At 37.1% G+C, this 21071-nt stretch carries 24 protein-coding genes and 1 pseudogene; 9 read left to right on the forward strand and 16 right to left on the reverse strand.

Going from position 1 to position 21071, the window contains the following annotated elements:
* Window positions 1-66 precede the first annotated feature (66 nt).
* Both H5157_RS19175 and H5157_RS19180 read right to left on the reverse strand, forming a co-directional pair.
* Window positions 67-480 carry a hypothetical protein gene (locus tag H5157_RS19175; RefSeq protein ID WP_182725302.1) on the reverse strand — a complete coding sequence of 138 codons (414 nt, stop codon included), beginning with the start codon at window positions 478-480 and terminating at the stop codon, window positions 67-69.
* Entirely contained in the window at window positions 470-1987 is a 1518-nt protein-coding gene (locus H5157_RS19180) for a hypothetical protein (RefSeq protein WP_182725303.1), read from the reverse strand. The genes H5157_RS19175 and H5157_RS19180 overlap by 11 nt, the downstream gene beginning before the upstream one ends.
* A 195-nt stretch (window positions 1988-2182) precedes the next feature.
* Between H5157_RS19180 and H5157_RS19185 the strand changes: the two genes are divergently transcribed.
* On the forward strand, window positions 2183-3841 hold the full coding sequence (locus tag H5157_RS19185; RefSeq protein WP_182725304.1) for a TIGR04141 family sporadically distributed protein: 1659 nt from the start codon (window positions 2183-2185) through the stop codon (window positions 3839-3841).
* Window positions 3842-3907: 66 nt separating this feature from the next.
* On the opposite strand, the gene H5157_RS20820 is transcribed toward H5157_RS19185, so the two are convergent.
* The 5 genes from H5157_RS20820 to H5157_RS19210 form a co-directional block, all read right to left on the reverse strand.
* A complete protein-coding gene (locus tag H5157_RS20820; protein WP_220496889.1) occupies window positions 3908-4105 on the reverse strand; it encodes a hypothetical protein in 198 nt (65 codons plus the stop codon).
* 262 nt (window positions 4106-4367) lie between these two features.
* The gene (locus H5157_RS19195; RefSeq protein ID WP_182725305.1) at window positions 4368-5009 is read right to left on the reverse strand and encodes an inovirus-type Gp2 protein; all 642 of its coding nucleotides are present in this window, start codon (window positions 5007-5009) and stop codon (window positions 4368-4370) included.
* Complete coding sequence (locus tag H5157_RS19200) at window positions 5009-5197, reverse strand: AlpA family transcriptional regulator (protein ID WP_036957223.1); 189 nt, start codon at window positions 5195-5197, stop codon at window positions 5009-5011. Before H5157_RS19200 ends, H5157_RS19195 begins: the two co-directional genes overlap by 1 nt.
* A 141-nt stretch (window positions 5198-5338) precedes the next feature.
* Window positions 5339-6133 (reverse strand): hypothetical protein, encoded by a 795-nt coding sequence (locus tag H5157_RS19205; RefSeq protein ID WP_182725306.1) that lies wholly within the window; start codon window positions 6131-6133, stop codon window positions 5339-5341.
* A complete protein-coding gene (locus tag H5157_RS19210) occupies window positions 6130-6354 on the reverse strand; it encodes an AlpA family transcriptional regulator (RefSeq protein WP_182725307.1) in 225 nt (74 codons plus the stop codon). The genes H5157_RS19205 and H5157_RS19210 overlap by 4 nt, the downstream gene beginning before the upstream one ends.
* A 187-nt stretch (window positions 6355-6541) precedes the next feature.
* On the opposite strand from H5157_RS19210, the gene radC reads away from it, so the two are divergent.
* The 4 genes from radC (at window position 6542) to H5157_RS19230 (ending at window position 9715) form a co-directional block, all read left to right on the forward strand.
* Entirely contained in the window at window positions 6542-7018 is a 477-nt protein-coding gene (radC, locus tag H5157_RS19215) for a DNA repair protein RadC (RefSeq protein WP_036957230.1), read from the forward strand.
* A gap of 71 nt (window positions 7019-7089) precedes the next feature.
* Window positions 7090-7509 (forward strand): DUF2787 domain-containing protein, encoded by a 420-nt coding sequence (locus tag H5157_RS19220; RefSeq protein WP_182725308.1) that lies wholly within the window; start codon window positions 7090-7092, stop codon window positions 7507-7509.
* 66 nt (window positions 7510-7575) lie between these two features.
* On the forward strand, window positions 7576-8136 hold the full coding sequence (locus H5157_RS19225) for a tyrosine-type recombinase/integrase (RefSeq protein ID WP_182725309.1): 561 nt from the start codon (window positions 7576-7578) through the stop codon (window positions 8134-8136).
* A 118-nt stretch (window positions 8137-8254) separates the two neighbouring features.
* A complete protein-coding gene (locus H5157_RS19230) occupies window positions 8255-9715 on the forward strand; it encodes an ATP-dependent RecD-like DNA helicase (RefSeq protein ID WP_182725310.1) in 1461 nt (486 codons plus the stop codon).
* Window positions 9716-9768: 53 nt separating this feature from the next.
* On the opposite strand, the gene H5157_RS19235 is transcribed toward H5157_RS19230, so the two are convergent.
* From H5157_RS19235 to H5157_RS19255, 5 genes are all read right to left on the reverse strand, one after another.
* Window positions 9769-10440, reverse strand: coding sequence for an inovirus Gp2 family protein (locus H5157_RS19235; protein ID WP_182725311.1), 672 nt, complete (start codon window positions 10438-10440; stop codon window positions 9769-9771).
* 492 nt (window positions 10441-10932) lie between these two features.
* Window positions 10933-11604, reverse strand: coding sequence for an amino acid adenylation (locus H5157_RS19240; protein ID WP_182725312.1), 672 nt, complete (start codon window positions 11602-11604; stop codon window positions 10933-10935).
* 212 nt (window positions 11605-11816) lie between these two features.
* Window positions 11817-12476 carry an OST-HTH/LOTUS domain-containing protein gene (locus H5157_RS19245; protein WP_182725313.1) on the reverse strand — a complete coding sequence of 220 codons (660 nt, stop codon included), beginning with the start codon at window positions 12474-12476 and terminating at the stop codon, window positions 11817-11819.
* Window positions 12477-12726: 250 nt separating this feature from the next.
* Window positions 12727-14295 carry a hypothetical protein gene (locus H5157_RS19250; RefSeq protein ID WP_182725314.1) on the reverse strand — a complete coding sequence of 523 codons (1569 nt, stop codon included), beginning with the start codon at window positions 14293-14295 and terminating at the stop codon, window positions 12727-12729.
* Window positions 14201-14695, reverse strand: coding sequence for a hypothetical protein (locus tag H5157_RS19255; RefSeq protein ID WP_182725315.1), 495 nt, complete (start codon window positions 14693-14695; stop codon window positions 14201-14203). Before H5157_RS19255 ends, H5157_RS19250 begins: the two co-directional genes overlap by 95 nt.
* 249 nt (window positions 14696-14944) lie before the next feature.
* Between H5157_RS19255 and H5157_RS20980 the strand changes: the two genes are divergently transcribed.
* The 4 genes from H5157_RS20980 (at window position 14945) to H5157_RS19270 (ending at window position 18514) form a co-directional block, all read left to right on the forward strand.
* On the forward strand, window positions 14945-15079 hold the full coding sequence (locus H5157_RS20980) for a hypothetical protein (RefSeq protein WP_259399374.1): 135 nt from the start codon (window positions 14945-14947) through the stop codon (window positions 15077-15079).
* Window positions 15080-15440: 361 nt separating this feature from the next.
* Window positions 15441-16385 (forward strand): hypothetical protein, encoded by a 945-nt coding sequence (locus tag H5157_RS19260; RefSeq protein ID WP_182725316.1) that lies wholly within the window; start codon window positions 15441-15443, stop codon window positions 16383-16385.
* Between the two features lie 234 nt (window positions 16386-16619).
* On the forward strand, window positions 16620-17633 hold the full coding sequence (locus H5157_RS19265; RefSeq protein ID WP_182725317.1) for a virulence RhuM family protein: 1014 nt from the start codon (window positions 16620-16622) through the stop codon (window positions 17631-17633).
* Window positions 17634-18256: 623 nt separating this feature from the next.
* Entirely contained in the window at window positions 18257-18514 is a 258-nt protein-coding gene (locus H5157_RS19270; RefSeq protein ID WP_165724394.1) for a helix-turn-helix domain-containing protein, read from the forward strand.
* Between the two features lie 82 nt (window positions 18515-18596).
* Here the strand turns inward: H5157_RS19270 and H5157_RS19275 are convergent, their stop codons facing one another.
* The 4 genes and pseudogenes from H5157_RS19275 to H5157_RS19290 form a co-directional block, all read right to left on the reverse strand.
* A complete protein-coding gene (locus H5157_RS19275; protein WP_240915919.1) occupies window positions 18597-18752 on the reverse strand; it encodes a winged helix-turn-helix domain-containing protein in 156 nt (51 codons plus the stop codon).
* A gap of 263 nt (window positions 18753-19015) precedes the next feature.
* The gene (locus tag H5157_RS19280; RefSeq protein ID WP_182725318.1) at window positions 19016-19603 is read right to left on the reverse strand and encodes a hypothetical protein; all 588 of its coding nucleotides are present in this window, start codon (window positions 19601-19603) and stop codon (window positions 19016-19018) included.
* Complete coding sequence (locus H5157_RS19285; protein ID WP_259399375.1) at window positions 19603-20154, reverse strand: AHH domain-containing protein; 552 nt, start codon at window positions 20152-20154, stop codon at window positions 19603-19605. Before H5157_RS19285 ends, H5157_RS19280 begins: the two co-directional genes overlap by 1 nt.
* Before the next feature lie 787 nt (window positions 20155-20941).
* Window positions 20942-21071 (reverse strand): annotated as a pseudogene (locus H5157_RS19290) (elongation factor Tu); the annotation flags it as partial.

Here is a 21071-nt window from a genome sequence, read left to right on the forward strand (position 1 = left end):
CTTACGACGAGGCATTTAATTGAGCTAAGCTCAAATTTATAAATTAATTACTGCTGATAGAGCTGACTAAGTTAGCTTAATCAACGGGCCCATCATGATTAATTTTGGGTGTTCTTGTACGGCGCTTTTAAGCATGCCTTCGGTAGCTACAATATAATTTGGCAGTTTTGTTAACGCTAATTTTACTGGCATAGGTCGATCAAATTCTCCCACCATATCGAGTAAAATATCTCCTAAGTTCTGGCTACTGTTGTCAGCCTTAGGTTTTGCTCCACCTTTTATGTTGAACGTTTCGCTATCCGGGTTTTTAACTAATGATTTTTGACAATTTAACCATAAAGATAGCTGTGACTTTTGCCAGCCGATTTCTTGCCAAATATGGTTTTGTTTCAGCCAAATATCATCGAGGGTTTGAGGGTGTGTAGCTACCCCCTCAAGGGTTTGTTGTAAGGCTTGACGCAGTTCTAAATCAGTCAGCATGGTTAACCTCGATTATTGTAGGATGAACACTGTGATAAACTTGCTTCATCTTTTGTTGTATTTGTTTAATATCTGCCAAAGATTGGTTTTGTTTGGATAGCATGTTGTCTAGCTCATGGTGCCAATCGGCTGCTTTTTCGTTTGGTAATTGAGGAAACGTTATATTGGCAAGATCTGACAAGTTAATAAATGACTGAACGTTACCCGTAACCAATTGATTCAATTGCCATTTCATTAATGGAGTTTCCAATAAAAGGGTATACGCCCCAGCATGTTGATGAAAAAACAAGGTTGATAAATGTTCACTGACTAAGGTATTTTGGTCTAACTTTTGGTTTATCCACAAGACCTTACTCTCTCGTGCAAAAGTTGAGATTAATACATCATTTTTCTGTATCAACCTCTTTTTTACCTTCTTAATTTTATTATTTAACTTTTCTGTTTTTTTGACATTCTCGTCTATGGTGGCGAGATTCTCGGATAAGGTTAAATTGGGTTTCAAATCCCTTATTTTCACCAACTGATAACGCTCTGGTAATATTTGATTATCTTGGGGATCAATAACAGCTAGGTCAGTTAAATATTGACCACCAATAGCAATTAATTGACGACTGACTTTACTTTGCTCTGAAAAACCGAAATCTAACCGCTCAGTTAAGGCTTCTGCATTAAACCAAGCGGTTTTAAGTTGTTTCTTATTCCACTCAATTGAATTATTTTTTAAATACTCATCTAGCCACTTTGAAACCTGCTCGCGAAGCTCGTGTAAATGCATCTGAGAAAAATAAAGTGTTTCTAAGCAAGCTATATATTGATCTGTGAGTTCATTAAATTCCTGAGGCTTTGGTCCCAACGGCATATTTTTAATTTTTGATAAACCAACTCGAACCATATCAGTTGATACGATTCTCTGCTCTAGATAGTCAACATACACTGGTTGCTGCAAGCAATAAGTTAACCACAGTGCATCATATCGGTTTAACCCTCGAATAATGGCCATGTTGGCATCAATGGGATGTTGTCGGTCAAATTCTGATACATATGCAGCTAATGCGCTGCCGACCCGACGAATCACAACATCTGAGGGCTTGATGCAGGACTCTAATGAAATAATAGGGGATGAATACTGAGCTGCCTCTGGGTTTAACCTCATATCTGAGATATGCCTCATTCGGTAAAAAAGTTCTCCCAGAACGGTAGCTTCAAAGGCTTTCGCTAAACGTTTGGCTTCATCATCAACTTTCTTTGGCAAATAATTGAGAGTAACTGGGTCACGCCGACTTGTATCTAAAAGTGAAATATTAGCCATATACCATTCTGATTCAGGGCTCTCACTAAAACGCCAGCCATCAACAAGACTTACATTGCGATCAACTAAAGTCATCCATCCTCTTTGCTTTGCAAGCACAGGAAGAAGAGCTGCAGTTGATAAATGATAATCAGCTCGCCAATCATTCGCCTCCACCATATCTTCATCTGATATCCATTTGATATTTACTGCCTGCATATTTTCTCCACAGTTCACCTCTATTTTCCATACTGTAATACACACAAACCAATCAGTCAAATATATTAAAATGCGAGTGCAAAGCGATTTAACTTGATTTAAACTTGACAAAATATAAGCAATTAGATTAATATTCAATCTGCAGTACATAAATGCGAGTCAAGAGCGATGAACTAACTTATAAGGAGAGCCAATATGCCTACTACACCACTTTCGATTTACCTGTTAAAAAATGACGTTAAAGCAGATACGAGTATTCTTAATTTACTCAACGCCAAAAGTTACCCCGTTGAGATTGAGGGGACGACAAGTACGTTACATTTACAAATACCGACGTCAAATCCACCGACCTTTGCACAACTCTTTACTGCCAATAAAGAGTTAAAGGGGCTAGATTTTGGTACCAACCAATCAACCGGAGCTGTTTTACAGTTGAGTCATGCAGGGAATACCTATTTGATTGCTTTCGGCAAGGGCTATCACATGATAGAAACTAGCTATATGGTGCCTGATTTCGGTCTTAAAACTGCTTTAAACTTAATTGAAGCGAAAAATATCCGAGGTATTGATACCGCTTCAAACAAAAGCACGCCGCTTAATAACCGCATTCAAAGCGGTTTGGGTGCTGAGGTGTCTGATTTTCCGATAGATATAGATGAAGATTTCCTGTCAGCTATCGAAGGGCTAAGTAATGAAAAGGTGTTTGGTTCTCGAGTGAGCGGTCGTCGTAAGGCGCTAAAGGTTAACTTTAAAGGTAAGTTATCTGATCTACCTAAGCTTTTGTTGAGTGCTTATCAGAAATATAAGGCAGCATTGCCTGCTGAGTTTAAATGGGTTGAGAATATACGTGAAGTCACTGAGTCATCAACCACAACCGCGCTAGACAATGAATTAGTGCAACTGTTGGATAATTTCCACACATGTGGTCCGGTAATAGGTGACAATCTTGCGTTACTAGCACCTGAAATATATGAATCAGATCAAGTGGTTGGGTTTAGCTATGGCTCAAGAAACAAAGAACGCTCTGATCTTTTATGTTTAGGTCGCTATTTGAATTACGTAATGTCGAAAGAAAAAGTATTAAATGTGAGTCACTTGTTAACTGGCTACAAGATATACGCTAAAGATGAAGACCATACAACGCTTAAAACTTGGTCTGGTTACGAGTGCATTTACTGTGAGGTTATTTATAAGAATAAGCATTATGAATTGCGAGCTGGTGTTTGGTATGAAATAAACATTGATTTTGTAAAAGAAATCAATGCGGTAATGGAAAGCATACCTACCTATATGGTTAGCTTACCAGAATACAACCATGATTCTGAAGGAGCTTACAACAAAGATGTGGCAGATAATAATGCTAACATTAAGTGTATGGATACTAAAAACATCTATATCGGCGGTGGGCAAAGTCGTTTTGAGTTTTGTGATTTAGTTCATCAAAAAAATGGACATGATAAATTAACTGATTTAATACACGTAAAACACTACACGTCTTCAGCCACATTAAGCCACCTTTTCAGCCAAGGGGTGGTGTCTGCTGAAATTTTTAGAAGTAGTGAAGAGGCACGTAAAAAACTATATACAAAACACCCGGGGGTTATGCCGTTAACGGATCCAGTAATTATGCCTACAGCCAGTAATTATCGTGTGGTTTACGCTATATATGACATTGCTGCTTTACCAACAAAATTGCCGTTCTTTTCAAAGGTAAACTTAAAGAATGCTTATAAAAGGTTACAGTTGTTAGGTTATGAAGTTGCACTCGCTCATATAGATGTGGCTTCAACGAAAAAGGCTAAAGTCAAGATTAAAGCCTCTCAGCAGGGGCCTAAGTTAAAAAACGCGGCTTAATTTAGGCGGGCAAAATGGCCTAGCTGAATGTTTATTATTTCCAAATTCAGTTAAGCCGCCTCTAGTTTATTTTGCCAGCTGCTCTTTGCTTACTGTTCTCATGTTAGCTTTAACTTTTAGCCCCATTACACACACCATACTGGGAGATGGTGCTGCATCTTGCTCTTTGCCAATTTGTTGGAATTTGAGCCTAACTTTAATAAACCTAACTTTGCCACCAGCCACGCTTTCATGAAAAACGCGTGTATCGGTGCTTGCGGGCACTTACACCACAACGGTAAAGTAGTTATTACATATTGCTGTTTCTGGTTCTACGGCCGCATCTAGGATGAAGCATAAATTCGTCGTTAAGTTGTTTGAATACAGCTGGTGGGGGTTGCCATTTACTTTACAATTTCAGCGGGTCTCGCACTAGAGAATTGTATTTCTTGTTTATGGTCAAAATGCCAACGTCTATTGAGTTGATGTGAGAATGAGCCATACAGGTCCTTAATGTAATTCACTGTATGGCTGATAAGCGTCGTTTTTAACTTTGGCTCCTTCGTTTATTCGGATTTCTGCTGTACTTGATGCCAAATACATCGTCAAGATTGTTAGTAGGGTAGCGAGACTTTCTTGCTAGCTTGCTTAAAATGAAGAAGCAGTAACGAGCGTCTTGGTTGTAAGACTTCTTGCCAGGGTTTAGTGGAATTATGTTTGCGGTTGTGAATGAACACAACGAATCAGCATTAGAGTCGCTGATAAATAAAATATGTGGCCATGTTGCTTTTATTGTCTTTGTAAAAAACGCTTTTGCGTTAAGTGCCCCCTGTTCAGTTGCATTTCTTGGTGCCCTAAAAAAGAGCGCTATATGATAAAATACTGAGCCGTCATCAGACATATCTTTTGCCCAAATCATATTTATGGCCTCAGATACTGAGATTTTTTTAGATAAATAATAAAACCATTTGTTTAATTTTTTATTCGCATCTTGTTGATAGGCTTTAGGAACCCTTAACTTAAACCTGAATACATAACAATTTGGTAATCGTCGGATGGAGTTTTCAAAGCCAGCGGTTAACTTTTGTAACAGGGGGATAGACAGCTCTCCCGAATCGATATCAACTGAGTAGCTTTTGTAATACCCCCGCTCTAGACGCTTTGCCACTGCACTTTTTTTGCTGCTCATTATGATTTCCTCGCTTGGATTTTGCTCTCAATCCAGTTTTGGATATCACTACGCTTCCATGCAATACGTCTTGCCCCAAACGAAGTCGCCTGGGGGAAGGCATTATTTTTCATTAGCTTATATATGCTGGTTCGTTTTAATCCTGTTAGATATAAAACTTCTGGTAATCTGATGTATTCACTCGCCATGTTAATTTCCTATTGGTTGTTTTCGGCTTTGTTGCCTTTAATCAATAGAGAAGCGAGTTGCGTATTTTTTGTTCGTAGATGTCTATGTGATATGTTTTACTTAATCGAATAACGCCAGGAATAAACCTGGCGTTACTAAGCTCACCAAAGTTGTTGGCTGTTAACCTTGTACTCTCCCCAGTCACTATCTAAGAATGGTTTAGCTCGTTGAGTTTGAGCGACAAATGGTTCAAGAGAATCATTACCAAAATGCCAGTGAACTGGGCTATAACCATACCTAGTTCTCAATAGAGGAAACTCAGTATCTGGTTTATCTATTGAAAGTTGAGCTATTTCACAAAGCGTAGCAAAGCCTTGTTCATGTACTTCAAAGCTTGAATCATGAAATAACCCACCTTTCCCGTTATTGTTAAATAAGAACTCAAAATACAGTCCTATTTTTTTATCAGGTTCCAAATCAAACTCTTTATCAAATTTCGCTTTAAGTTGAGACATGGTATCTCCAACAGAGTTAAAAACATCCAATGAAAATAAGGACATCTTCTTATCTCGTGGCTTATCATATTCAGCCTCAGTCATTGATATCAAAAAGTACCCTTCATGAATTGTTGAAAAATTTTTGCGATAAGTTTTCCATATCAAACCTATCGAATTGTCAGAACGTACATTTCGATGTTTGATGTTTCCTTGAACCATATGAAATAAGTAGTCTATTACTGACTCGCTACATTCATCAGAATCATCAGGAATAGACAGGTTAGCCTTTACCAAATAAATCCCGTGATTAGTGTTAAGCCATCTGCAATACATATCATAAATTAGTCCTAGTGAACGCGTTGTGTATTCAACTTCACTCTGAATTAAACTGAATTCTTTATACTTATCACTCTTTACTAATTCATTTTTATTACCGCTATATTTATCTGAAAAAATCATAGTTCAGTCTCCATGTCGTAGCCTGTTAATCGATTGTCGTCACGACGGCCGATAACATTGTCAATCCACTGCTGAATTTCACTTTCTACCCAAGCTACAGCTCGACCGCCAAGGCTGACATTTTCTGGAAATCTATCTTCACTGATATATTTGTAAATTCCTGAACGGCTTAAGCCTGTTAGCGCCATGACTTCTTTTAATCTAATTAATCTTGTTTGCATTGCATTATCCTCATTTGAATTTTTGCGAGTTGTACTCACTCATCAAAAGAGCATGTTATGTAATTTTTGTTCGTAGACGTCCTGATGTGTTTACTCTAGGTCTGCAAGGCCAATTTATCGATTCCAAAAATAATCAAACACATATTACTAAAAGGCATAGATCAACGAATCATTAAAGGAGTGTGTTATGCCTAATGACCTATCAATTAAATACATCACCGAAGAACCCATGACAGCTGAACAGGTACTGGAAAAAGCTGCTGAGATATTGCAGAGCAAGTATATGTCTGGCGAAGCGTTTACTAGTAGCCAAGCAACTCTCGACTTTTTACAGTTTAAACTGGGTAGATATGAAAAGGAGGTATTCGCGATTTTGGTGCTTAATAGTCAGCACAAGTTGATTGAGTACAAGGAGCTATTCTTTGGCACCATTAACGCCGCTAGCGTTTACCCACGAGAAGTAGTGAAAGAAGTATTACATCAAAATGGTGCCGCTGTGATCTTTGCGCATAATCATCCATCTGGCGAGCTAGAGCCGTCACAAGCTGACATTGCCATAACTAAACGATTAAAAGATGCCTTAGCCTTAATAGATGTTCAGGTGCTTGATCACATTGTTGTTGGTAATGGTGCAACGTCATTTGCCGAACGTGGACTGCTTTAGTCTTCTTACTTCCTCAAATTAATTCTTTAATGCCGGACGAGCCCTGGCATACAACTTAAGAGATCAACACCATGAAACTGAACTTTAATGAGGTGCAGGGTTTTCCTGTACCTGCAAAATTATATCAACTGATTAACCAATCACTAGCTGACAGTTCTGTACCGAACAATGCCTTTAACGCTATTACACTTAATTTTCGGGACCCCGATTACTCTGCTGATGCTGGTGGATATCATCCGGTTGAAATACGTATGGAGAAACAAAATGAGTTATGGCAACTCGTTTATATAACAGACTTTTCGTACCAGGGAAGACCTTTCCCCGAGCTGGTTAAAGAAATTGATGTCTGTTTTATTAATAAGCAAGTGTTCAATTTGTTTATTGGCTGGCTGCAAAACAGAAATGCCAAAGAACTACTTACCCTGTTTGTTAACAATTTTATTGAGTACTACATCAATGATTGTTACCAGGTAAGCGTGAGCTTTGATTAAGCAACCTATAGCGCCAGCATTATTACTTTAAATGATGCTGGCGTTTTTATGTGAGGAGTTAACATTATGGCAGAAGTTGAAGCAATAAAAGACCTGGACAAGGTTCGCCTTATAAGCCACTTGCTTGAAATACGGTGTTCAAAACAGATGGCAGATATTTGGAACATTGGCCTTAACTTGGCATTACGGATATCAGATTTACTATCAATTAAATTTACTGATATCAGAGATGGTCGTTTAATCATCTTCGAGGGGAAAACTGGCAAGCGAGCTGAAATAAAGTTAAATGACAAAGCGCAGCTTTTAATTAACAACATTCAGTTGAAGCACCGCAACCACATCTATTTATTTCAATCCTTTCGAAATCGGCAATCTATCAACCGAAAGCCTAAACCACTGAATAGGAGGTCTGTCACTAAAGCCTTTATGCTAGTGGGTGAAGAGTTAGGCATTAGGTTAGGTACCCATTCCATGCGCAAGTCACGTGGCTTTCATTTATACAAGAAAACTAATGATATTGCCCGAGTAATGAAGATGCTCAGGCATAGCTCTGAAGGCGTAACATTGCGTTATATAGGCATCGACCAGGAAGTTATAGATACCGATTTTGTTGAGCTTGAAATCTAGGGGCTTCGGCCTCTATTTTTTTTAATATCCACTGGCATTCTGGCGGCGAGTAAACCGCAATTAATCCAAAAATTAATTAATACACAATTTTTCTGATTGAATTAACCAGGAGAATTGCATGTCAATTTTAAATCACTTTAATGGTCAGGAACTAACCAATGACCAACAGGAATTACTTACGGAGTTGGAGTCTTTCTTGGAGGCCCGTTATGCGCCCGTTTTTTTATTGAAAGGTTATGCAGGGACAGGCAAGTCTTACGTTATGGCAGGAGTTACACGATACTTAAGTTGGCTGGGTAAGGAGTTTGTGATTATTGCCCCAACAGGTAAGGCGGCAAAAGTAATTGCCAATAAGACTAAATTCAAAGCTACAACCATTCATAGGATTATCTACAAATTCTATGAAAAAGACGAGGAACCAATAGATGAATACCTTGAGAAGAAGCCTGATAGTTTCTCCTACCTTAACGCCAACAGTGATGAGCCTGATACCATCTATATTGTTGATGAGTCATCAATGATTTCAGATAAGTTTAGCGCTTCTCATATAGGAAAATTTGGTTCAGGGTACTTATTGCAAGATTTGATACAGTATATTGACTTTAAAAATAACCCTCAAAGAAAAGTCATTTTTATAGGCGATAACGCGCAGCTACCTCCTGTTAGAAATTTTTACTCTCCAGCACTTAGTGAAAATGTTCTCAATTGCGTTTATAGACTTGCATGTCGGTCGTTTGAACTAACACAAGTTGTCAGACAAAAATCTGAATCAGGCGTAATGAAAAATGCTCAAACTTTGCGAGATGCTATGGAGTTTGAGGACTATATTGACTTTGAATTTGATGTTTCTTCCCAAGACGTGTGCCGCCTACCAAGCGTTAGTTTTATTGATAAATATTTTGACCTTTGTGACGGAAAGGTTGAGAACACTGATAACCTGACTATTATCGCTCGCACTAACAAGAAGGTTTATGACTATGTATGTGATATTAGGGCTAGGTTGTTTTTTCCTAGGGCTCCTATTCAGGTAAATGAAAAGGTAATGTGTACAAACAACTACTATGCTGGGGATACATTTATATCTAATGGTGAATTTGGTCGCGTAATTAAAGTTCTCTCTGCGGTTGAATGCAGGTGCATTAACGTTCAGGAGAAATTGCCTAGTGGGATTTTGGTCACGCCAATCGAATTGCAATTTGTGGACTTGTCAATCGAGTTTAGAGATGACTACGGAAAACCTTTTCTTCTTGAGCATAAAGTTCTGTTAAATTTGATGTATGAGCCAACTCCTAGGTTAGAGGGGGTTTTATATCAAGCTTTACGTGCAGATTTTAACGAACGATTTTTCACTTATTACAAGCCGCAAGGTGATGATTACCAAGAATTAAAAAAGGATGACCCTTATTTAAATTTTCTTCATCTCAAGTTTGGTTATGCTATTACCTGCCATAAGGCTCAGGGTAGCGAGTGGCAACATGTTTTTGTTGATGCTTATCACCATGGTAAAATAACTAAGGATTATCGTTGGCTATACACTGCGATTACAAGAACATCAGATAAGCTGTACATCAGTCAATAAATCAACTAAATATCAAGTCAGCATAAGAGAGGGGTTATCCCTCTCTTAATTAGTCATCGCCAACTACATGAAAAATTTTTTGTTCTATCACCAAAATGCTTGGTATGAAACTTAGCTAAATAGCTAACACGAATGAAAATACTGTTGAAACTATCTGCAAAATCACATGAATTAGCATTCAAATGATATGTAGGGTTACGTTCAGGAAAATGCACCAGGCCCATTGCCTTTGCTGATTCAATATTTAAGGCCCTTGCCCATGCTGTATATATCCTACCGGCTAGGTTGTCTTGAACAGTTTTGTAGTCACCTAATGTGTAGTAAGCATCATTATTTAGCAATAGCGCTAAATGGTAATGAGGCATCACTGATTCGCATTGCTCTTTAGCCCAGATGAAACGCAGAGTATTAGGATGAACTCGCTTGTGCTCACGCCTGCTTCGTTCTTGATGTGCTTTAAGTTGAGATTTTAACGATTCAATAAATCGAGTAATAGCTTCAGTGCTAAAACCTGAAGGGTAATCAGGACAGGACATAACTTTAGGTAAGTGCAAATCGACTCGGACCACAAAGGTTCTAGGGTATTGTTGTAATGAGTTATTTAATACGTTTTGTATTTTACCAAGATACTCTTGGCTTAACTGGTAATTGGTTAGTACATCCCAGTTATTAAACTTAGGTTCATCGTGAATAGTTAGATTTCGATTGTTTGAGTATTTAGTCATGATTGACTCCTATTGATTAATTATCATTAGAAGTAACCTTTGGGTAATATTTAAGAGAAGTGTTATATATTAACAATCAGACAGTTAGTTGTTTTTGAGTTCAGGTCATAACTATTGTGAAGAAAATTAAATTCCCGTGTTTAAATGGTTTTACTGATTGCAGATTACTCTGATAACAAATACAAAGTTCGATTTACTTGTGTGCTAAATCATTAATAGCAAAAGAAGTATCAACCTTGCTGGCTAGAAGGTGTTGACCCTCCTAACTTTTTACATTTTTTTCCTATTATATGAAAACTGCTCATGATGTCTTAATGGGGGTTTGGGGGTGAAAAGTCTTTAATAGCGTTTCATGCAATGAAACCATCATTATTTCTTTTTTAAATATTAACAATAAACCATTAGGTAGACTCTTAAAGTCTACCCTATAAATATCAATTAAATAATAAAGCTAAATTCAATAAACTATTGATAGGAAAATATATTTCTGAGTTATTTTTTATAATCACTAAACTTTAGAACATTTGCAGGTAAAGCATCGTTTGACTTAATCTCAGGCGCTATAACATCATCATGTTGAGTCATGCTTTGACAATACTCAAAGAGCCTATCTAAAGGGATAAATTTTTCTTTACGTTGTTTGATACGTTTAACTTGCCCATTAAGGTATATAGCTAAATCATCTGCTAGTGCTAATGGCATAGCATCTAACCTTTGCTCTTCTAGTGTTTGCGTTACCCATAAGGCGGCATCGGTAATATGACCATTTATGCTTAAATCAGTATTCTTAGCCCAGCGAATATCAAATTTCAGCTCATCTAACTGACTTAGTAATAAAACCGCATCACTATTGGGTAGGAGTTGATTGGCTCTTATCATTTCGACTAATAACTGTTGCCATTGCATTGATAACTGTTGATTCAATTCAGCCAGGCTCAGTGGAGCGTATACGGGAAGAAAGCAGGTAAAGCGGCTATGTGCTTCTGTTGCTATAACGGTCTTGTGAGATGACCTGTAGCTATTATCAATAAGATGCAGTTGCCAACTAAATGTATTGGCATCAGATACTATGGTATTTCGCCCCTTCTGAGTTCCCTCTAAGGTAGGCAGTTCGGCTTTTAACCACTTATCCAGAGCTTTGCTTGTTGAGTAGAGTAACTGCATGAGATTGATGATAAGACGCTTGTTTGATTATGGCTAATATTCTAAAGTAAAAATGATAATTGAGTACAATTAAATGCCCTTCGGTGTGAAAGGTCCTTTATTGATATAATGAGCCCTTACGAAGCCAGATATATCAAGGCCTCTAGTGTAATTAGCCGCCTGAAGTTGTCTTTTCACCGTAATACATCAAAAAGACTACTTAAAAAACGCCTTTAAATCGAAGAAATCTCCCAACTAGCTTTTAACCTATATAAAATTCTACGTCCTCCTTTCGGAGTAACCTCTTCATAAAGGTCAAATAACTCACTTGCCTGGATTAGTTTCATTAATGAGTTATAGCCATATTTTTCTTTCATACCCACCAGCTCTTCTGGGGCATGTTGTTTAACGATATTTCCAGCGGTGCTTATTAGAGCCCATCCATCTTCTCGGCTCATCTGGGTAGCAATATCACCAAGCATCAGTACTAAACGACTTTGCCTTATAAACGATAGCTCAAGCTCTTTTCTGCCTTGCTCAGATTGTAAGTAAGAACCTAATTCCTCACGGCCTTTATGCAAAGCCTTAGCAATGGATTGTACATTGTTAATCTCTAGCCTAATCGTTTCCGCCTGATCATCAAGTTCTTGGCCTAGTGCTTCGCAACTTTCAGCAGAATTCATATCAAAGCGAGGCAATAGGTGATGAATAAGGTCATTTCGATCACAGACTAATTGAGCAAGAGTTTCTTTTTGGCTTTTATAATAATCTTCATCACACTCAATTCTGAAACTGAATGATATATATGCTTCATCTAAATCTTCTGGTTCAGATGATTGTGCATTTGAGTCAGGATTTGAGTTTTCAACATATTGCCCAACCAGGGTCCCCAAAGTTTGCTTATGAACTTTTTTTCTTGGTCTTGTTTTAGTGTTTTGATCTCACTTGAAAAGCCAGCTAAGTTACCATTAGCAACAACAAACTTAAGCAGCCTTTCAAGTTGTTGAAACAGAACAACGTTCCTTCCGACTTTTCTTAAAACATCATCTACAAACTTTTCGTTTTTCAAGTATGTTAATCCTTTATCATTATTCGATTTTTAATCTTAGCGCTAACAATGAATTGTACTGTCGACTTAAAATTTTATCGTTGAATATCACTGTCACAAACATGCTTTCGAAGATTCAAGTTTTTAATCCCTCGATAAGGCTTATATAGTTCTGACCAAAAGTGAATATCCAAGTCATGTGCAACGGCTTCAAGTTTTATCTCTACAAAAGGGGTTGTTAATTCAAAAACATCGTTGGCCATCATTTCACGTAAATATCGTTCATGATTATTTTCGTTAAGCTTCTCAATTTGCAGTAAGGTAGCCAAAGTATCTCGGGCTATAAAACCTCTTAAATAACCATAACTCCTCTCACTGCAAGCATCTAATGCCCTCTTAAAAAGGCGACTTGCTGACTTAAACTCATTTAAGGCTATGCAGTGTTTGGCTTTGGCTGCCAATGCTGGTGCTTGCCATATTTGATACCCTTCATTTTTTTCTATTTCTGCAAACAAACACTCTATTCTTTCTTGGATATCCTTAGGGCGCTTATTTTTATCCATGTCGACTAAATAGTTAAGCTCAAGCTGAATAACTCCCGCCTTCTCAAGAGGACTAGTTGCTACTTCTTTTAAACGATTAAGCCCTGCATCAAAAGCTTTAGGGTTATGGGCTAAACTCTGAATAACTTGCGTCAATACCCAGTAACTGTCTTCTTTTTGAAATGCTCTCCACGGTGAGCCTTTAATAATATTTTTTTTCAGCACACCGATAGCTATTGTTTCACTGGCCCATCTCGCTTGCTCATCTACTTTATACTTAAATAAATCAATCGCCGTATCCTTATTTTCATCAAAAAGATCCATTAACGGATCACTTGCTTTTATATCCTTAAACCGTCTGGTCAGTACTTCCCCAAGTAAGGAGGACGAACTTGAAAATCTTGATGGCGCTATAGATAGAAACAAACCGTTTTTATCTATTTTTGACAGTTTGCTGTCAAACCACTCATTTTCGGCTAACTCTCCGTGATTTAAGCGATGCGCTTCAATAGTTAAGTTATAGATATATTTATAGATGTGGCAAAGTTGTAATACTTTGTTTTGTTCAAGGTTCGGGGTTGTTGGTGAAACATCTGGGCAAAGGTATTTAAGTAAGCGCTTGTAGCCATCTTGCACTGCTTTAGCAATATGCATTCGTTGTCTGATAGTTTTAAACGTTGGTTGAGCATATCGAACAGCCATCAAGCTGATGAATTTTTTGGTATTTTCTAAGTCGCCATTACCTTGAATGATTTTATCAATCTCACTTGGGTTTCTAATGGGGATTTCACGGATTAAATCTTTCGAAGATAGATGCTTAAACTTTATAAAATTGGTAACTGTTTTTAGTTGAACCTCAATTTCAGCTGAGCTATTAATGAATAAACAACCCGCGAACTCTATATCGCTCGCGTCTGAAAAGCTGTTTTTAATCGTTTCAAATCGCGGGACTTTACCACTCTTCCAATTGTATATATTCCGAATTAAATTATCAGGGTCGGTATTATTTAAGGGGTTTTCTCGTATTTTATCTAATGGAATACCAATTAAGTCGAGAAGCCAAACACAAACTTGCTCTACAGGCATCATTACTCTCAAGCGATCTTCTGTTTCTGTTGGCAAATACCAGAAACGCCCCCCCAGGCATTCCTTTGTCAGTTATATCATCTAAATTCCAAAACGCCATAAATCTCGCAATACCAGGAACATATGAGTGGCTAACTAGCTGCCAAATAACCTGCTTTGCATCTGCATTAAAGGTCCAAGTTTTCAGCTCTAGCGCCTTCTGAAATAATGCGAAATTAACAATATGGTTACTTAGATCTGCACAGGCTGATTCATCGTTATGAATTTCAAGTGCGCGATAGATACCATCAAGTATTTCATTCATCTGTTCAAAATGTCTACTTAAGGGCCGTTTAAGTTGTGCGAAAGAAGCTTTTTGCTTACTTGTGTAAGGAGGCAATTCGAGGCTTTGATGTACTTGTAATAAAATTGATTCAATTGATGGGATGGTGTTCATAAGCTTCCTTACTTGTTAATTTTTCCCAATTATTCCTTTAAGAAATTAACTCTACCATGAAACATCTTGTCCCTCCCCCAATAACAATTAAAAAAGAGGGGGGACAATTAGTTTCATGTTTTACGACTACCTCAGCTTCTAATATTCCACTTATCGAGAAAATCGATAGGTCCAATAGGACCGGCAAATAGTTGAGCTATTTGAATAATTAATCCGGAATTTTTAATTCCACTTAAAGAGGAATTTAACATGCCAAATACTCATGACATGTCTAACGACGAACTAGACCTTTGGTCTGACATTAACAACCCAAACAATGATGCTGATATGGACGACTGGGCTGACGGTCATAACCCAAACAACGATGATTACTTAGGAGAATAAAATGAACTTAACTAAATATGTAGAAATGGGACAAAATCCTAACTGGCCAAGCCGTACAGGAAATCCTTCAGGGCCTGGAAGGGGAAACAATCCACCTAAAGGTAAGTAATTTTCCACTCAAAGCGGTGATTATACTCACCGCTATTTTCATGAATTAAAGCTAACATATTTCAAAAGTATATTATTAAATAAAATACTTTACATAAAAAACACATGAGCCCTCTAAAATCATAGATTTCAATTGCTTTTACATTACGTTATTACTACATAATTCTCGTGATAAAACCATAGTTTTACACTTCTTTTACTTCATGGTAAGGTGGTTTATTAAGATATCTTTTTACGCTTGAGAAAGAGAAGTATGACTGCAGATAATAATTGGGATGATGCTCGAACTAAGTTAAAAGTTAAAAGCCTTAAACGTGAGCTTTCAGGCAATAATGATGCTACTGAGTTTGCGTTTTATCTCCTTTCCAATAAGTGTCAACCATTCAATAGCGTTAATTACCCCGAAGAAATGAGGGTTCAATATCCTTTAGATTTTTATTTAAAAAAAGAATTTGTAGTCAACTTTTTGAATAACGAATGGAACATCCCACAGATTCAATTTAAAGAGATCATTATGTCTTTGCAGGAGGCATTGAGAGATTCGTTTATAAACAAAGAACAACTCTCTTGGCTAGATTCTTTGCAGCCAGAAATGTGGTACTGGTCTTGGTCTTATTTGCAAGTTCACTTTATAGCTACAAAATATAGCGCTTCTACTTATAAGCCATCTAGTCCAATCGAATGCTTAAATGCAGTAAAAGAAGAAATATTTAGAGACTTTAAGTCATCAAGGTTAGATAAGTTAAAATATATCGAGGATCTGAAAACCAACTGGAGCGCTGTAATAGCTTACCACTCTCGAATTGATTGGTTGAATAAAAAAAATGCAGTTAGACATGAGGATACATGGCGATATTTGTGTGAACATCAATATGAGCCACTTCATTTTCAGCCAATGACACAAGAAGAAATTTATTATTGTGTTTTTGCCACTGTTTATACTTGGGATATAAAGTTAAACAAAGTAAGGCCGGATATAGCTCAGAACCCCAAGCAAAAGGAGCTTCCCTCACAAACGCAACTTATTTCAAGAATCGATAAGGCATGGAAGCAAAAAGAATTTAGAAGGCAACAGTCTGAAAAATTAGTTAACATTAAGGTCAAAAGGGAGATCTATGATAGCTTGAAAGCTCTTGCTAAAGCCAAGGGCAAACCTCTTAAAAAGATATTAGAAGAGCTGGCGCTGTCAGAAGAATAACCACTGGTGGGTTAATTGGTGGGTGACAATGCGGATTCAGAAAGTTGTGACTACCAAGGCAATGACAATCAAATTGCGGTTCATAATATTTGATTAAGTGTTAATTTAATTTGCTAGCTAATTTCAGCATAAGAGTCATTATAGTAAGCTAATATTTTTAAGTAGAAGGCTCTGTGCTTTCTGTAAAAAACTTTTTATAAAAGTTTGTTTTATTTATTAATTAATGGAAGTCGAATGACCCAGCACCCACCTCTTGCAATGTTTACGTCTAATGACGGTAAAGCTCGCCTACAAATTCGTATGCAAGAGGACTCGCTTTGGTTAACGCAGAAACAAATTGCAGATCTATTTGAGCGTTCAAATAAAACAATCAGTGAACATATCAATAATATTTACGATGAAGGTGAGTTAGACCCCACTTCAACTATCCGGAAATTCCGGACAGTTGCCCTGGAAGGCTCAAGGGAAGTGGAAAGGCTGCTAGATCATTACAATTTAGAGGCGGTACTTTCTGTTGGTTACAGAGTTCGTTCGTCACGAGGTACACAGTTTAGGCAGTGGGCTAATCAAGTACTAAAAGAGTATTTAATTAAAGGGTTCGCTATGGATGACGAACGCCTTAAAAACCCTGATAAAGATCTTAGTTCAGACTACTTTGATGAATTACTTGAACGCATTCGCGATATACGTGCTTCAGAACGCAGATTTTATCAAAAAATCACTGATATTTACGCTACTGCAAGTGATTACAATAAAAATGCTCCTGAAAGTCAAAGCTTCTTCGCCACTGTTCAAAATAAGCTTCATTGGGCAATACATGGACATACGGCTGCTGAACTAGTTAAAGAACGTGCTAATAGCGAGCTACCAAATATGGGCCTCAAGTCTTGGGGCTGTGCACGAGTTACTAAAAAAGATGTATCGGTCGCTAAAAACTATTTAACGCAAGAAGAGTTGAGTGAGTTAAATCAAATTGTCACAATGTACTTAGACTTTGCTGACTTACAAGCTAAGAAAAAAGTTCCTATGACAATGGCCCAGTGGGCGACTAAGCTGGATGCATTTTTAGAGTTTAACGATCAAAATGTATTAACTAACGCAGGAAAAATTTCCCACAAGGTCGCACAGCAACTTGCTGAAAATGAATACGAGAAATTTGTCGAAATACGCAGGGTTGAACTGACAAATGAAGTCAGCGATTTTGATGAGTTAGTTAATAAAGAAAAGCAGTTAACTCAGAAAAAATAGTTCACCAAAGCGCTTTAAATTACAGTGGTGAGTTAATTGGTGAGTACCACTCTATATTCCGGCAAAATAAGTTCACAATCACTTGATAAATAAGAACTAAGTTAAATATAAAAATATTCAGATCCAAAACATAGAATAGCGTTTTAGCCTGTTTCAACTTGTTTATAACTCATTAATAAGCCTATATTTTTATAGGCTTTTTGTTTTCTACCGTTCATACTAGCCCCCTATTGTACGTGTCCAAGTGGTTACCAAACTACTTGATATCACCGTAACCACTTTTAAAATCCTTGATAGCCATTTTCATACAACTCAATTAATGTAAAAGAAACCAAAACAAAAAATTAAAAATGGTATAGATCCGCTTGCTGAAAGAGGTAAGGCAGGGACAGACATTATTATAACAATGAATGACCTATTTAATGACTGGTTTAAAGATAAAAGTAAAGAAGCAAAAAAACAGTTTTTACCTATTAATAAAGCCTTTAAGTTTAATTGGTAGTAACCGTCAACGGTTGGCGGTTTGGTTTTTTAAGCTAAACCGTCTTATATAAATAATGCAATGCCTGTGAAATATTGATAATTTTTATTAGCTATATAGCTAACATCAAATAAGTGAATATATGTCGAGTAGAGCAGATATTGGCAAACAAATAAGTACTAGCAGGAAAGCTTTAGGCTACAAGCAACAAAAGCTATCAGAGATCGCGGGAATTAATAAAACGACGATTTCCGAGATTGAGAACGGTCGCTTTATGGGTTCATTCGATATATTTGAGCGACTGCTTGATGCAGTTGATTTACAATTTGAAGTTACCTCAAAACAACACTCTCTACCAGACTGGGATACCATTGAAGATATATTCTCGGAGGATGGCTAATGAGTGGCACACCACAGCTTCCAAATAAACCTGCTTTAACAAGGTAAGTTTTAGCCCAACTTAAGCGGTGGTAGGCATAAGTTTACTTGCCGCTAGGAATGCGCAGTTTAAGCTGCTCTACAAATAAGCCTATGCTTTGATAAACGTGTGCTTCAATCTCTTTGAGCTTTACTGTTTCACCGTTAGCTAAGCATTGCAGTAATAGGGTCATGAATGATTGGTAATCTGGTAACGACATACTATTCCCTGCCAAGCCGTATTAGTTTGTTACTATAAAGCTAATCCATTGTTCTTATTAGTTGAGATAATATACAAATTAAAATTATGGGGCAAAGGTTATGTAAGCAGCTTTACTGTGCTTTATAAACAATTACCCCCTCGCAGGGCGCTGAGCTTACGGGTAGCGGGAGGAGTGTTATTTTATAAAGAGTCTGAAAGTATTGTATTCACAATTAATGATTCTTTGGCTACTTAATATATTCGCCTTTGTGTTGAGCGATACTAAACAAACGGGTCTAATAAGTCTTCGTCAAATACTAAACCTTTAAGGTTGTTACTTTGGATAATATTTTTAAACTCATCAGTACAATAAATTTTTTGAGCACCTTCCAGCTTAGATTTAAATAGCAGTTTATTTTGTATATCGTCTTGCTCAAAGGTAAGTAACTCTAAACCGTCTTCGAAGCCATCTTCGTATTTGGTTAAACACATGTCTTTTTGCTCTTGCCCGAAGGTAAGCAAGTTAAACAATATCATGTTGTTGCCTTCAGCTTTAACGGGTAAAAACTCTCCAAAATTTGCTAAGCGCTCTTTTAACAACTCATATACTGGCATCTTCATTATTAAAAAATGACCTAGCCGCGATATGTCATAGTCTTGCTTTTTAGCTTTACCAAAATAGTCAAAATTTAACCCTTGAGGCCATAGAGGGCTAAATTCGATATTATTTAGTGAGGATGACATAAACATCCTTAGTACAGTATCTGTATCAAGGTCGTTATTTTTCGAAATTGTTTCTGAGAGCTCAACAATATCAAAGTCGATTACGTCGTATGTGTAAGCTTCGTTTTTAATTTGATATACAGTCACTATAAAGCCTTCCAATTTTCATTTTTTGGTTCAAGTAAACCTGCAGGTACAGTACCCGTTTTTATTTTAACTTTAACGGTTCTCAATCTATTCAAAAATAAAGCTTTAGGCGTAGCCGCATTACCAAAGTTAGTATTAATCCATGTCTCATAGTTATATCTGTGTAGCTTTCGATGAGGTGGCGAAGCTGGGCTATCCCAATTTTGCTCTTTATTTTTTTCAAAATTAATTAACCATACACCGTTGATTGGATCGTTAATACCAACTCCATGCAGATGAAGGTTAAGCCTTGTTTGTAACATATTCGCTGATTGGTATTGCCCTGTGCCACAAATAATATGATGAGCCTCGTGCAGCTTAGTTGGTTTAGGTTCCCCTATTGCAGCCAAGTGACGAGCAAGCTTTTGTGTTGGGTGATGCTTTTCTTGTTTTAATTGTGTAACTGTAGAACTTGCACTTAGCTCACGGTATTCTTTTAAATCTGTTTGTAAGCGAGCATGAGCAGTAATTCTCTCTTTCTCTTTTTGCAAATGATTAAAATCACGAGCCATCTTATTTTTAAGCTCTTCACTCGTCGCCCTTTTTGAGCTATTCGCTTGTTATGGAACTCTTTAGCTTTTAACTCATAGTTATAAATAGCCATTTCTAATGGTGAAGGGTTTTGAGGTCTCTCGGGATGAGGATATGCGTGCAGCGGTTTCATAAAACACTCTTCCTTGATTATTTGATTATGATTGGGTGTATAATACAAAAACTAAACAGTTAATCAATTTTTATGTATATTATTCGGTACTGATTTAAGCTTATTTCCTCTTTAGTAAAATAATCTCTATTTATCAGAAACCTATTCCAAGTGGTTACTATAGCGGTTACCAAATACAACATAAACACTTTCAATCATCACTAAGTCATTGATAATAATGAAATTTAAATAGCGACTCCATATTCAAATTCAAAATGTTGAATAGTTTTCAGCTAAGTATGACACATTCATAACTTATCAAAACCCGAGCTTAGCTCGGGTTTTTAGTAATACCACTAATAATACTTTGAGTATTGTTACCAAGTATCTTCACCTAAGGTTAAAGCGGCATCTTATACCAATCCGTAATAATACTTAATCATTTTGCGGGGCTAAACGTGTCGCTACCTGTGTTAAAAAATTCTCAATTAGAACAACTAAATAGCGAATTTTTTGCCTAGCTATCCACACGTTTTTCCATCCTCAAAATAGATCACTTAATTAAGCGTATTGGTATTAAATCGTACTTTATTTTAGACATTAAAAAGCCCGAGACTAAGCTCGGGCTTTTTGGTAATAATTAGCTAGGCTAATAATTACGCTACGATAGTTGCTACAACACCAGCACCTACAGTACGACCACCTTCACGGATAGCAAAACGAAGACCTTCATCCATCGCGATTGGTGCGATTAGAGTTACTGTCATCTTGATGTTATCACCAGGC

Origin of the sequence: Pseudoalteromonas sp. SG43-3, assembly GCF_014164385.1 — a bacterium.
Lineage (GTDB): Bacteria > Pseudomonadota > Gammaproteobacteria > Enterobacterales > Alteromonadaceae > Pseudoalteromonas > Pseudoalteromonas distincta.